We start from the raw sequence: 13,217 nt of genomic DNA, 5'->3' as shown, positions 1-13,217 counted from the left end.
GCCTCACCCATGCTCAGCGCGACGGCTGGCGAGAATACGACATCAACCTGGAGCCTGCGGCTCCTGCCGGTCCTCGGAGCGGCCAGGCGTGTTCGGCCGCCCTGAGGGCATGCCGGGTGCGGCCAAGGACACCGGTTCCAGGCGGACCTCGGCTTGGGTGAGATAGTCGTGGAGGCCAGGCGGCCGGTAGGACGCGTCATCGTCGTAGCGGTCCTTGGCGGTCTGTGCGACGTACTCGCGCCCATCCGGGCAGTCCTTGTCGTCCGCGGCCGCTCCGATGCGCCGGTGCAGCCGCGGGAACAGCACATACAGGCCCCCGCGTGACCGGTGCAGCTCGGCCGTGGGCTTGGGCCGCGCCCCGAGCTCGGCGTCGCACTCCGAGTTCATGCCGCCGCTCGGCCCGGTCTCGCTGAAGGCCTCAGGGTCGAACTCCAGCCCGTATCGGTGGGCTTGGTGAGCCATCCACAGCAGGGTGACGTCGGACAGACACGGCTTCGGGGAGCCGCCGCCGACGTCGGTGTGGACCCCGGCGAACCACACCTGCCGGACTTCCTGGCCCTTCTCGGCGTCGCCTGGCTGCGGGCACCACAGCGTGGGCTCGAAGAATCCGCGCTGCTCGTCGATGGCCAGCGCGTGGAAGGCTCCCCGCACCTTGCCGCTCAGCTTGGTGTCGTGAAACTCCCACCGGCGCCTCAGCAGGCGGGGCCCCGGAATACCGAGGGCGCCGACGGTGTCCCACACGCCGATGAAGTGGACGTCCGTCTCGTGCGCGTACGCCCGGCGGAACAGGACGGCGGCGCAGCCGGACGGCTTCTCCTTCCGGTCGCGGTACAGGGCCCACGCCTTCTTGACCATGTCGGAGTGCTCCTGGCGCAGGATGCCGCAGTTGCGCACCATCCCCGCCAGGCTGCGGGCCGTGTACGCGCCCCGGCTGAAGCCGAAGAGGTACAGCTTGTCGCCGGGCTCGTAGGCGTCGACGAGGAAACGGTAGGCGTCCAGGACATGGCGGGACAGCCCCATGCCGAACGCGCCGCCGCGCAGGCGCGTCCAACGGCGGTTGCCGACGCCTCGGTGGTAGTACACGCGCTGTTCGCAACCGGCCGCCCGCGAGCGGAGGGACAGGGCGATCTTGCTGACGTTCGTTCTGCTGCGCTGGTCGGCGTGGTTCCACGTGCCATCGCAGCAGACGATCAGATGCTTGGCCATGGCTTTACCTTCCGGGGATTCCAGCTGATCACAGCGACCAGCCGTGCGCATCCGCTGCCGCCCGCCCGGAAGAAAGCGGGCTCGCCTGCTCTTTCCGCCGGTGTTGAGTTACGCGGGCTGGAGGAGCGGTGTCACGGCACGGTGCACCAGAAGGTGCCCCCAGAGTTCCTGCTCGACGCCGTCCGGCCAGCGGGAGCGCAGCACATACGAGGCATCGCCCCGCAGGGCGCCGAACGCGGCGAGCGAGCCGCGCAGCCGCCACCGGTTCTCGTGCAGCTCGATCAGACGGTTCGCGGGAGCGGCGACGGGGTCCAGGACGGTCGTGATGAGACGGGTGGGGCGGCACAGCGGACCCTCGACGACCCGCACCTCGGCGGTCCCCCGCGCCAGCGCGCTCAGGTAGGAGCCGTCCGGCAGCTCGGCGTGCACGGGCAGCGCCGGGCGGGGCTCGGTCCGCCACACCACGTCCACGCCCAGTGTCCCGGCCAGCGAGAAAAGCTCAGGGCCAGCGGTCTCCTGGTCCGCCAGCAGCAGGTCGTCCCGGCCGAGGCCGGTGAGCAGCGCGGCGAGGCGGGGGCGATTCGCCCCCAGAGGAGGGCCGAGTTCCGCGCGGGTGATCTCCGGGCCGCCGGATTCGCCCAGGGCCACCACGCAGGCCTGAGGCGACGCTGAAGGGCGCGACGGCGCGGACCACGCGCGGTTCTCCGGGCTGCCCGGAATGCCGAACACGGCGCCGTCCACGGACAGCGCCCGCCAGCGGTTCAGGTGCCGCGCCGGGCGTGCGGCGGCCGGGTGCACCAGGGCGAACAGCCGGGCCAGCGGCCGCGAACCGAGCCGGACCCGGGCGCGGCAGATCGCCGCCGCCGTCGGGCGGTTCTTCGCGGCGGGGGCCCGCCGGGCCCAGTCGAGGCCGTCGCCCAGGATGTCGGCGACCTGCTGGTAACTCAGGTGCGAGAACAGACACATGGCCAGGACGAAGTAGAGGGTCCGGCGCGCGGGCAGCAGCCGCCTGCGCCGCTCGGCGCAGCCGCACTCGGCCACCACCTCGTCCACCAGGGCGGGCGGAAAGGCTTTCAGCAGCACGGCGACCGCGAGGCGCTCCGGCAGCCGGAAAGCGGCCGGTTTCCCCGTCTGGCCAGACCGTGGCATCGCTGATCCTCCCGCACGCCGAGGCTATCGCTAAGTAAGCGATAGGTGATTTCCCGCAGTTGCAGTCCATCTGGGCCGGTAAAACGATGAAATGGAGAAGCGCAGCCGCGCCTCCCATCCGCTACCGACGCCGCTCACGTTCTACCGGTTGCACGGTAGGGAGCGGAACGGCTTTCGCGGCGGTGACCGACTAGGAGTGGACAGGTGATGACAGATCGCGCGCTACTCGTGGGAATCGACGTGTACCCGGATCCGGTGAACAACCTCAACAGCTGTGTCGCCGACACCAGGGCGATGCGGGACATCCTCGTCGAGGCCGGGTTCGACACGTCCGGCATCCGGGTGCTCCTTGACGCCGACGCCACCCTCGCGGCGGCGCGGCAGGGCCTGGAGTGGCTGGTGGACGGCGCCCAGCAGGGAGACCGCAGGGTCTTCTTCCAGTCCTCTCACGGCTACCGGTACGACAAAGACGGCGTGATGACGGAGGTGCTGTGCTGCTACGACGCGTTCCTGGAGGACACCGAACTCGTCGCCCGTACGAGGGGTCTGCCGCCCGGTGTGCTGACCGTGGCGATCGACTCGTGCCATTCGGGCGGAATGGAGAAGGAGTTCACCCCCGGCGGAATGGCGCGGGCGGTACGCACTAAGGTGTTCATCCCGCCGCGCGAGAAGCTGCTGGAGCAGACGAAATCCGTGGAGCGCATCACGGGAATGAAACCGTTCGGGCGCCGGGCGCTGCGTGACGAGAACTCCCTGTCGAAGGGGATGAGCCTTTCGTCCAATATGGCGGCGGCGGCGAAAGGCCCCGGCGGTGTCGAGGTCGAGCTGAACGGCGTTCTGCTGACCGCGTCCCGGCCGGACCAGACCGCCGCGGCGGGGAGCCCGTCGACGGACGGACTGTCGGCCTTCACCTACGCCCTGGCGAAGGAGCTGGATGCGACGGCTCCCGTCGCCTTCGTCCACGACCGGGTGGTGGCGCGGCTGGACGCGCTGGGGATGAGCCAGACCCCCTGTCTCTTCGCACCGTCCGAACAGGAGGACCGTCTCGCCGAGCCGTTCCTCGCCAAGGCCTCCTCCGGTATCCGCGGCACGATCGAGCAGCTTGAGGAGCTGCTGCGGCAGGTCGCGGCGGGAGGAACAACCGCCGACAAGACCGTCGGCGCCAGCACGACGCACGGACCAGACCACTCGACGAAGGTGAAGGACATGACGACAGTCGAACTCGAGAAGTCGGTGAGCAAGGCCACCCAGGAGATACTCGCGGGCGTCAAGTCGGCGGGCGGCACGAAGGTGTGGGGCGGTCCCGTCACCCCGTTCGGGGACATCCAGCGGTGCTGTGCCGGTGTCGCGCCCGCGGTCCTGGCGGCCATGTCGCAGGGCGGCGGCGCCAAGGGCTACGCGGTCGACCGGTCGCTGGCGGATCCGACGCTGCTGATGGACAAGGGCTTCTGGAGCTCCGCGATCAGCATCGCCAGAACGGTCGGGCCCGTCGTGCTCCAGGCGCTCACCAAGAGCGGCGACTTCGGCGAGGCGAAGCCGCCCGACCCCGCCGCGCTGCGGAAGCAGATCGAGGAGCGGGTCCCCGCGCACCGGATGGGGGACGACAAGTTCCTGTCCCTGGTGGGGACCCTGGCGAGCATCGCCGCGCCGATGATCATCGACGCGGTCACCAAGGACTTCCAGCCCGACGGCCAGGCGCCGACCGGAACCCTTGACCTGGACCTGCCGCAGGGCATGTCCGAGGCCGAGCAGAAGGGATTCCTCTCGGACGCCTTCAACGTGGCCGTGGATGTCCTGCCGCACGTCATCCGGGCGGTCCAGAAGGTCTGACGGCGGAGCGGCACGGGCGGCGGTCGGCGCGACACGCGTCGGCCGCCGCCCGCTGGCGCGCGGGTCGTCATGACGCGCGCAGTCGTCTCCATACGGCCTTGGCGGCGTTGTGCCCGGACATGCCGTGGACGCCGGGGCCCGGCGGGGTCGCCGACGAGCAGAGGAAGATCGCGGGGTGCGGGGTGCGGTAGGGGTGCGCGGTGAGTCTGGGGCGGAGCAGGAGTTGCAGTCCGGACGCGGCGCCGCAGGCGATGTCGCCGCCGACGTAATTGGCGTTGCGGGCGGCGAGTTCCGGGGGGCCTGCGGTGGCGCGGGCCAGAACGCGGTCGCGGAAGCCGGGGGCGAACCGCTCCAGCTGCCGTTCGATCGCGTCCGTGAGGTCGCCGTCCCAGCCGTGGGGTACGTGGCCGTACGCCCAGAAGACGTGTTTGCCCGCGGGGGCGCGGGTGGGGTCCGCCAGGCTCGGCTGGACCGTGATCAGGAAGGGCCGGTCGGGGGCGCGGCCGGTGCGGGACGCGAGCCGCAGGGCCTCGCCGACCTCGCGACTGTCCGCGGCGACCTGGACGGTGGTGGCCCGGTGGGGTGCGTCGGCGGTCCAGGGCACCGGGCCGTCCAGAGCGTAGTCGACCTTGAAGACGCTCGCGCCGTACCGGTAGTGGTCGTAAGCGCGGCCCAGGTCCGCGATGCGGGCGAGCGCGGTGGGCGAGGTGTCGAAGACATAGGCGCGGGCGGGCGGCAGGTCGTCCAGACGCTTGACCTCGTAGTCCGTGTGCAGGGCCGCGCCGAGGTCCCGCAGGTACGCGGCGAGCGCGTCCGAGATCGCCTGGGAACCGCCGCGCGCGACGGGCCAGCCGTTCGCGTGTGCGGCGAGGGCGAAGACCAGCCCTACGGCGCTGGTGGCGAGGCCGCCGAGCGGAGCGATGACATGGGCGACGAGCCCGGCGAACAGGGTGCGGGCCCGTTCGTCGCGGAAGCGCTGGCGCAGCAGCCAGCTGGACGGCGGCAGCCCCGTGAGTCCGAACCGGGCGAGCGTGACCGGATCGCGCGGCAGCGCCGTCAGCGGCAGCGACATGAAGTCCCGCGCGAGGGTGTCCCACTTGCCGACGAAGGGCGCGACCAGCCTGCGGTACGCGCCCGCGTCCCGCGGCCCGAACGAGGCCGCCGTCTCGGCCACGGAACGGGACAGGACCGCGGCGGTGCCGTCCGGGAAGGGGTGCGCCATGGGCAGTTCGGCGTGCAGCCATTCCAGGCCGTACCGGTCCAGTGGCAGGTCCCGGAAGGCGGGCGAGCCGATGCCGAGCGGGTGGGCGGCCGCGCAGGGGTCGTGCCGGAAGCCCGGCAGGGTGAGTTCTTCGGTGCGGGCGCCTCCGCCCACGGTGTCCTTGGCTTCGAAGACGGCCACCGACAGGCCGCGCCTGGCCAGCTCGGCGGCGGCGGTCAGTCCGTTGGGTCCCGCCCCCACGACGACGGCATCGAGCATCGACGGCACCTTCGGACTCCTTTGTCAGCCGACGGCCTGTGCCGCCCAGGATAAGCCGGGCCGCCGACGGCCCCCGCCCCGGCTAGGCGGCGGCCCCTGACAGCAGCCGTACCACCCGGTCGAGCGTGGCCTCGTCGCGCGCGGCCGCGAACGGCAGCGCGTTCCCGCCCGCGAGGCGGAACCGCTCCCCCGCGACGGTGCGGTGCGCGCCGCCCGCCTCGGACACCAGGAGCAGGCCCGCCGCGTGGTCCCAGGCGTTCTCCCAGGAGAAGGCGAGCGCGTCCAACTCGCCCTTGGCGATGGCCAGGTATTCCAGCCCCGCCGAGCCGCACGGCCTGGGCTGCACGCCTTCCGTGCGCAGCCCGAGCAGGGCGCGCTTCTGGTCGGGGGTGGTGAAGTCCGGGTGGGATGTGGCCACTTCGAGCACCTGGCCGGGCTCCGGGGAGCCGGAGTCCAGCACCCGGCCGCCCAGTCTGGCTCCCTGGCCGCGTATGGCCACGGCGAGCTCGTCGAGCGCGGGGGCGTAGGTCCAGGAGGCGAGCAGCTCGCCGCCCTGGGCGAGGGCGACCAGGGTGCAGAAGCCGGGGTCGCCGTGGACGAACTGGCGGGTGCCGTCCACCGGGTCGACGATCCACACCGGGGCGTCGCCGCCGAGCCGGTCGTAGACCGACGCGTCAGCGTGCACGGCCTCCTCGCCTACCACCGCCGAGCCGGGCAGCAGCTTGGTGAGCGAGGCGGTGAGGTGCTCCTCGGCGAGCCGGTCGGCGACGGTCACCAGGTCGTGCGGGCCGTTCTTCTCGACGATCTCGTGTGCGGCGAGCTGCCGGAAGCGGGGCATGATCTCGGCGGCGGCGGCCTTGCGGATCGCCTCCTCGACGTCGGCCTGACCGGTCACGAGGAAGTCTTGGAACTCTTCGATCATGTGTCCATCAGAGCATGCGCCACTGACAATCCCTACCGGGGCCGGGTACGCCGGATGGAATCGTGATGAATTGCCGTGCGCCATGCGCCCACGGGAAAATTTCAAAAGGGGCAAAACAGGCACAGCTGCGGTTCCCGCAATGCGGAAGATGGGATCCAGCGCCAGCGATCGCGTCTCATAGTTTCAGAATCAACTATGAACCAAAGGTCAATGGCCGCTCTGACCAGCATCTCCTAAGGTCGAGCGTCCGGAGCCTGATCCTCCGGATATGGAAACCGTAGGACTTACCGTCGTCCTCATGACTCAGGTGGACACGCGACCTCCCTCCGGAGGCCAGGACAGGGACGCCCTCGCCGAGGGCGTCTCCGCTGACGGCGGAACCCGCGGCAAGGGCCTCAACAGCAACTCACTCGGGCTGCTCGGCAGCGCCACGATCGGCGTCTCCACCGTGGCGCCGGTGTACTGCCTGACCGCCACGCTGGGCCCGACCGTCAGCGAGGTCGGCCTGCAGATGCCCGCGATCTTCCTCGCCGGGTTTCTGCCGATGCTGCTCGTCGCGTTCGCGTACCGCGAGCTGAACAAGGCCGTGCCGGACTGCGGCACCTCCTTCACCTGGTCGGTCAAGGCCTTCGGCCCCCGCGTCGGCTGGATGTGCGGCTGGGGCCTGCTGGTGGCCACCGTCGTGGTCCTGTCCAACCTCGCGGGCGTCGCCACCTCCTTCTTCTGGCTGCTCGCCGGCGAGGTGACCGGCAGCGACTCGGTCGCCGCGCTGGACGGCGACAAGGCCGTGCACATCCTCACCACCCTCGCCTTCGTCGCCATCGCCACCGCGGTCAGCTACCGCGGCATCACCGCCACCAAGTGGGTCCAGTACGCGCTGGTCGGCCTCCAACTCGCCGTGCTCGTCGTCTTCGTCGTGATGGCGATCGGCAAGGCCGACCAGGTCGCGGGCTCGCTGGACTTCTCCTGGTCCTGGATGAACCCCTTCGCGGTCGAGTCCTTCGCGGCCTTCACCGCGGGCCTGTCTCTGTCGATCTTCATCTACTGGGGCTGGGACACCTGCCTGTCCGTCAACGAGGAGAGCGTCGGCAGCGCCAGGACTCCGGGCCGGGCCGCCCTGCTCGCCATCGTCGTGATCGTCGCCTCGTACCTGCTCGTCGCGATCGCCTCGCAGATGTACGCGGGCATCGGCGAGGAGGGCACCGGGCTCGGCAACCCGGACACCGCGGACAACGTCTTCGCCGTACTCGCGGAGCCCGTCATGGGCGGCGGCCTCGGCGTCCTGCTCTTCGTCGCGGTCCTCGCCTCCGCCGCCGCGAGCCTGCAGACCACCTTCATCCCGGTCGCCCGCACCGCCCTCGCGATGGGCACCTACCAGGCGTTCCCCGCCTCCTTCGCCGAGGTGCACCCGCGCTTCAAGACCCCCGGCCGCGCCACCGTCGCGGCGGGCGTCGCCACCGGCGTCTTCTACACCGTGATGACCCTGCTCAGCGAGAACGTCCTGCTGGACACCATCTACGCGCTCGGCCTGATGATCTGCTTCTACTACGCGATCACCGCGTTCGCCTGCGTCTGGTTCTTCCGCGGGGAACTGCGCCGCTCCGGGCGCGACCTGCTGGTCAAGGGCGTCCTGCCGGGCCTCGGCGGCGTGATGCTCGCCGCGGTCTTCGTCCAGACCATGTTCGACATGTGGGACCCGGCGTACGGCAGCGGCTCGTCGGTCTTCGGCATCGGCTCGGTCTTCGTGATCGGCGTCGGGCTGCTGCTCCTCGGCGTGGTCCTGATGATCGTGATGCAGCGCCGCAGCCCGGCGTTCTTCCGCGGCGACGTGCTCACCCAGGAAACACCCGCGCTGGTGGTCGAAGGCTGACCCGCACGGGCTGTTCTCCGGGGCCTGGGGCGACGCCCCAGGCCTCAAGCCTGTCGCCGGGCGGGCCCTGTGTGACACTCTCGTCCCTCACCTGCCACTCGCCATCCGCAGGAGGTGCGCGCCGTGCGTCCGCTGCCGCTCTTGCTCACCGTGCGCCTCCTGCCGGTCGTGATGCTCGCCACGGCGGGCTGGGCCTGGACGACGGGCCCGTACGCCCCGGACCCGCGCCCCGCCGCCGCGCCGCGCCCCGAGCCCGGCCCGACCCGGACCGCGCCCGCGTACGGACCGCCGCCCGACCCCTGCGCCGCGGTCGAGGCGGACACCGTCAAGGACGTCGTCCCCGGCGCCGAGGCCGCGGGCAGGGAACTCGCCCTCACCGACCCGAAGCGGCGCAGGACCTGCTCCTGGAGTGCGCTGGACGGCTTCGACTACCGGTGGCTCGACGTGTCGTACGACGTCCTGGACAGCGCGGAGGCGGCCCGCGCCACCTACCGCAAGCGGCTGCTGGCCACCGGCGAGGACGCCGACGGCCTCGGCGACCAGGCCTCCGTCGCGGTCTCCCTGACCACCGAGGACAAGCAGCAGACCCGAGAGGCGGTCGTGCTCGTACGGTCCCGGAACGCGCTGATCACCGTCACCCACAACGGAAGCAACTTCGAGTCCCGGAAAGCCCCGGAGGCGGACGCCGTCCGCACGGGGGCGCTGCGCGTGGCTCAGGAGTCGGTGCGCTCCTTCGCCAGCCGCATCAAGCCCGCGTAGACCGTCAGCGAGGCCGCCAGACCCACGGCCCAGCCGTAGTCGGCCAGCGGTTCGAGCGGCGGGATCAGCCCGTCCCGCGGGAACGGCCCCTTGCCAGGTTCCGAGTGCGAGCCGCCCACCGCGAGCACCGCGCCCACGCCGAACGCGACCAGCGCCCGCCAGTTCCAGCCGGACGCGTACCAGTACCGGCCCCCCTGCGTGTAGAGGTCGGCCAGGTCCAGGCGGGTGCGGCGCAGGAGCCAGTAGTCGGCGATCAGGATCCCCGCGACCGTGCCGAGCAGCCCGCCCACGGTGCCGAGCCACGTGAAGATGTAGACATCGGGGTTCTCGATCAGCTTCCAAGGGAAGATCACGACGCCGATGACGCACGCGATCAGCGCGCCCGTACGGAAGTCGATCAGCTTGGGAGCGAGGTTGGACAGGTCGTAGGCGGGGCTGACCAGGTTCGCGGCGATGTTGGTGGAGAGGGTCGCCAGCAGGATCACCAGGAGCGCGAAGATCACCCCGGCCGTGCTGTCCATCCGGGCCGCCAGTTCACTCGGGTCCCAGACCGGCTCCCCGTACACCGCCTGCGAACCCGAGGTCACCAGCACCGAGAGCAGCGCGAAGGCCGCCATGGTGGTGGGCAGCCCGAGGCTCTGGCCCCAAACCTGCGCGCGCTGCCCAGCCCCGAAGCGCGTGAAGTCGGGGATGTTGAGGGACAGCGTGGACCAGAAGCCGATCATGCCCATCAAGGCCGGGAAGAAGACCTTCCAGAAGTCGGCGCCCCAGCCCAGCTCGGACGGCTGGTCGAGCAGCGGCCCGAAGCCGCCCGCCTTGTCGGCGATCCACACCAGCAGGGCGACCGCGCCCGCGAGCATCAGCGGCGCGGCCCAGTTCTCCAGGCGGCGTACGGCCTCCATGCCACGCAGGATCACCAGGATCTCGATGGCGAAGAAGAGCAGGAAGCACAGCCACTGGGTGAGCGGGTAGCCGCCGATCCGGTCGGCGTCGGTCCACCAGCTTCCGGCCCCGAAGATCCTTCCGGCGAGGAAGTAGATCGACGCCCCGCCGATCCAGGTCTGGATGCCGAACCAGGCGCAGGCCACGAGGCCGCGCAGCAGCGCCGGGAGGTTGGCGCCGACGATGCCGAAGGAGGCGCGGGCCAGGACCGGGAAGGGGATGCCGTACTTCGGGCCCGCGTGGCCGGTGAGGAGCATCGGCAGCAGGACGATGACGTTGCCGAGCGCGATGGTGAGGACGGCCTGCTTCCAGTCCATGCCGAGGGCGACCAGACCTGCGGCGAGGGTCCAGGAGGGGATGTTGACCGCCATGCCGATCCACAGGGCGGCGAAGTTGTACGTCGTCCAGCGGCGCTCGGCGAGCGGTACGGGGTGCAGGTCGGCGTTGGCGTAGCGGCTGTCGGGCGGATAGGCGCCGGGCCGCAGTTCGACCCGGCCGTCGGCGGCGGTGGACTGGGATATCCCGGTGGCGGGTGGGGGTCCTGGAGGAGCGGGGTCGGTCATGGGCAGCCCAACTCGGTTCGGGGAACAGTGGGTTCAGCTCAGTGCGGGGATGATGTCCGAGCCGTACGCGTCGATGACCGCCTCGCGCGCGTCGTGCATCGCGTACACCGCGAACTGGTCCACGCCGAGGTCGCGCAGCGCCCGCAGCTTCTCGATGTGTGCCGAGACCGGGCCGACGAGACAGAAGCGGTCCACGATGTCGTCGGGCACGAAGGCGGTGTCGGGGTTGTCGGCGCGGCCGTGATGGCTGTAGTCGTAGCCCTTGCGGGCCTTGATGTAGTCGGTGAGGGCTTCGGGCACCAGATCGGAGTGCTCGCCGTACTTGGCGACCAGGTCGGCGACGTGGTTGCCGACCATGCCGCCGAACCAGCGGCACTGTTCGCGCGCGTGGGCCAGGTCGTCGCTCACGTAGGCGGGCGCGGCGACGCAGATCTTCACCGCGGCCGGGTCGCGTCCGGCGGCCTCGGCCGCGTCCCGTACCGCCCTGATCATCCACTCGGTGAGGAAGGGGTCGGCGAGCTGGAGGATGAAGCCGTCGGCCCGCTGGCCCGCCAGGGCGAGGGCCTTGGGGCCGTACGCCGCCATCCAGACGGGCAGTCTGCCGTCGCGCACCCAGGGCAGCCGCAGGGGCTGGCCGCCGACGTCCGCCTCCCTGCCCTCCGCCAGGTCGCGGATGACGTCGATCGCCTCGCCCAGGCGGGCCAGGGTGTTCGGCTTGCGTCCGGCGACGCGCATGGCGGAGTCGCCGCGGCCGATGCCGCAGATCGTGCGGTTGCCGTACATGTCGTTCAGGGTGGCGAAGGTGGAGGCGGTGACCTCCCAGGTGCGGGTGCCGGGGTTGGTGACCATCGGGCCGACGGTGAGCTTGTCGGTGTGTTCCAGGATGCGGCTGTAGATGACGAACGGCTCCTGCCAGAGCACCGCGGAGTCGAAGGTCCAGCCATGGCGGAAGCCGTTGCGCTCCGCGCGCCGCATCAGTCCGACGACGGCGGACGCGGGCGGGTCGGTCTGCAGGACGAGTCCGAAGTCCACGTGGGGACCTCCTGGTTCAGTTCAGGTACTGGCTGGTGGCGCGGGGGACATAGACGCCGTGTCCGGCGCGGCCGGTGAACTCCCGGCCGTCGATGACCAGTTCGCCTCGGCTGAGCACCGTCTGGACCTGGCCGGTGACGTGCTTGCCCTCGTACGCCGAGTAGTCGACGTTCATGTGGTGGGTGTCGGCCGACAGGGTCTGCTCGGCGGCCGGGTCGTAGATCACCACGTCCGCGTCGGCGCCCGGCGCGATGGTGCCCTTCTTCGGGTAGAGGCCGAACATCCGGGCCGGGGCGGCGCAGGCGATCTCGATCCAGCGGCGGCGGGTGAGGCGCCCCTCGACCACCGCCTGGTGAAGGAGGTCCATGCGGTTCTCGACGCCCGGCAGACCGTTGGGGATCTTCGAGAAGTCGCCGCGGCCCAGCTCCTTCTGGCCGGTGAAGCAGAACGGGCAGTGGTCGGTGGAGACGACCTGGAGGTCGTTGGTGCGCAGCCCGCGCCACAGCGCCGCCTGGTGCTCCTTGGGGCGCAGCGGCGTCGAGCACACGTACTTGGCACCCTGGAAGTCCGGCTCGGCGAGGTTGTCGGTGGACAGGAACAGGTACTGCGGGCAGGTCTCGCCGAACACGGGCAGCCCCTTGTCGCGGGCGGCGGCGAGTTCGGCGACGGCTTCTTCGGCCGAGACGTGGACGACGTACAGCGGGGCGCCCGCGACCCGCGCGAGCTGGATCGCGCGGTGCGTCGCCTCGGCTTCCAGGAGGACCTTGCGGACCTCGCCGTGGTAGCGGGGGTCGGTCTCGCCGCGGGCGAGTGCCTGGGCGACCAGGACGTCGATCGCGATGCCGTTCTCGGCGTGCATCATGATCAGCCCGCCGTTGGCGGCCGAGCGCTGCATGGCGCGCAGCACCTGGCCGTCGTCGCTGTAGAAGACGCCCGGATACGCCATGAACAGCTTGAAGGAGGTGATCCCCTCCTCGACCAGGAGGTCCATTTCCTTCAGGGACGACTCGTTGACGTCCGAGAGGATCATATGGAAGCCGTAGTCGATGGCGCACCGGCCGTCGGCCTTGGCGTACCAGGCGTCCAGGCCCTCGCGCAGGGCGTGGCCCACGCTCTGTACCGCGAAGTCCACGAGGGTGGTGGTGCCGCCCCAGGCGGCGGCGCGGGTGCCGGTCTCGAAGGTGTCGGACGCGAAGGTGCCGCCGAACGGCAGCTCCATGTGCGTGTGGGCGTCGACGCCGCCGGGGATGACGTACCGGCCACTCGCGTCGATCACCCGGTCCGCGGTCCAGGCGGCCGCGGCGTCGGTGCCGTGGGCGGCGAGCGCCGCGATCCGGCCGTCCTCGATCAGGACGTCGGCGTGGGTCTCCTCGGCGGCGGTGATGACGAGTCCGCCGCGGATCAGGGTGCGGGTGCTCATGGGGTGCGCTCCCTTTCGTAGCAACTAGAGCCGGTGCGGGGGGA

The 13,217-nt window shown here is 71.1% G+C and carries 10 protein-coding genes; 3 read left to right on the top strand and 7 right to left on the bottom strand.

Translation table 11 applies throughout. The features are described 5' to 3' along the window. Window positions 1–42 precede the first annotated feature (42 nt). Window positions 43–1,206, bottom strand: coding sequence for a DUF2235 domain-containing protein (locus ACX6XY_RS17320; RefSeq protein WP_460331453.1), 1,164 nt, complete (start codon window positions 1,204–1,206; stop codon window positions 43–45). A 108-nt stretch (window positions 1,207–1,314) separates the two neighbouring features. After that, window positions 1,315–2,355, bottom strand: coding sequence for a transposase domain-containing protein (locus tag ACX6XY_RS17315; protein ID WP_460331452.1), 1,041 nt, complete (start codon window positions 2,353–2,355; stop codon window positions 1,315–1,317). Between the two features lie 207 nt (window positions 2,356–2,562). Here ACX6XY_RS17315 and ACX6XY_RS17310 point away from each other — a divergent pair, with 207 nt between their 5' ends. Then, the gene (locus tag ACX6XY_RS17310) at window positions 2,563–4,185 is read left to right on the top strand and encodes a caspase family protein (protein WP_460331450.1); all 1,623 of its coding nucleotides are present in this window, start codon (window positions 2,563–2,565) and stop codon (window positions 4,183–4,185) included. Window positions 4,186–4,252: 67 nt separating this feature from the next. Here ACX6XY_RS17310 and ACX6XY_RS17305 read toward each other — a convergent pair whose 3' ends face one another. Continuing rightward, a complete protein-coding gene (locus ACX6XY_RS17305) occupies window positions 4,253–5,665 on the bottom strand; it encodes a phytoene desaturase family protein (RefSeq protein WP_460331448.1) in 1,413 nt (470 codons plus the stop codon). Window positions 5,666–5,747: 82 nt separating this feature from the next. Continuing rightward, window positions 5,748–6,587: an inositol monophosphatase family protein gene (locus ACX6XY_RS17300; RefSeq protein WP_460331446.1), complete on the bottom strand. Its 840-nt coding sequence runs from the start codon at window positions 6,585–6,587 to the stop codon at window positions 5,748–5,750. Between the two features lie 298 nt (window positions 6,588–6,885). Here ACX6XY_RS17300 and ACX6XY_RS17295 point away from each other — a divergent pair, with 298 nt between their 5' ends. Both ACX6XY_RS17295 and ACX6XY_RS17290 read left to right on the top strand, forming a co-directional pair. Continuing rightward, entirely contained in the window at window positions 6,886–8,457 is a 1,572-nt protein-coding gene (locus tag ACX6XY_RS17295) for an APC family permease (protein ID WP_460331444.1), read from the top strand. A gap of 123 nt (window positions 8,458–8,580) precedes the next feature. Further along, the gene (locus ACX6XY_RS17290; protein ID WP_460331442.1) at window positions 8,581–9,216 is read left to right on the top strand and encodes a hypothetical protein; all 636 of its coding nucleotides are present in this window, start codon (window positions 8,581–8,583) and stop codon (window positions 9,214–9,216) included. Here ACX6XY_RS17290 and ACX6XY_RS17285 read toward each other — a convergent pair. Genes ACX6XY_RS17285 through hydA form a run of 3 tightly spaced genes read right to left on the bottom strand, consistent with a single transcriptional unit; the run spans window position 9,171 to window position 13,173 of the window. Then, window positions 9,171–10,721: an NCS1 family nucleobase:cation symporter-1 gene (locus ACX6XY_RS17285; protein ID WP_460331440.1), complete on the bottom strand. Its 1,551-nt coding sequence runs from the start codon at window positions 10,719–10,721 to the stop codon at window positions 9,171–9,173. The two genes, ACX6XY_RS17290 and ACX6XY_RS17285, sit on opposite strands and share 46 nt — an antisense overlap. A gap of 33 nt (window positions 10,722–10,754) precedes the next feature. Continuing rightward, window positions 10,755–11,753, bottom strand: a complete 999-nt coding sequence (locus tag ACX6XY_RS17280; RefSeq protein WP_460331438.1) for a TIGR03842 family LLM class F420-dependent oxidoreductase — start codon at window positions 11,751–11,753, stop codon at window positions 10,755–10,757. A gap of 16 nt (window positions 11,754–11,769) precedes the next feature. Next, window positions 11,770–13,173 (bottom strand): dihydropyrimidinase, encoded by a 1,404-nt coding sequence (gene hydA / locus ACX6XY_RS17275; RefSeq protein ID WP_460331436.1) that lies wholly within the window; start codon window positions 13,171–13,173, stop codon window positions 11,770–11,772. Window positions 13,174–13,217 lie beyond the last annotated feature (44 nt).

This window comes from Streptomyces sp. O3 (assembly GCF_054788135.1).
The sequence above is the reverse complement of the archived record's forward strand: the minus strand, read 5'-3'. Positions and strand labels throughout refer to the sequence as shown.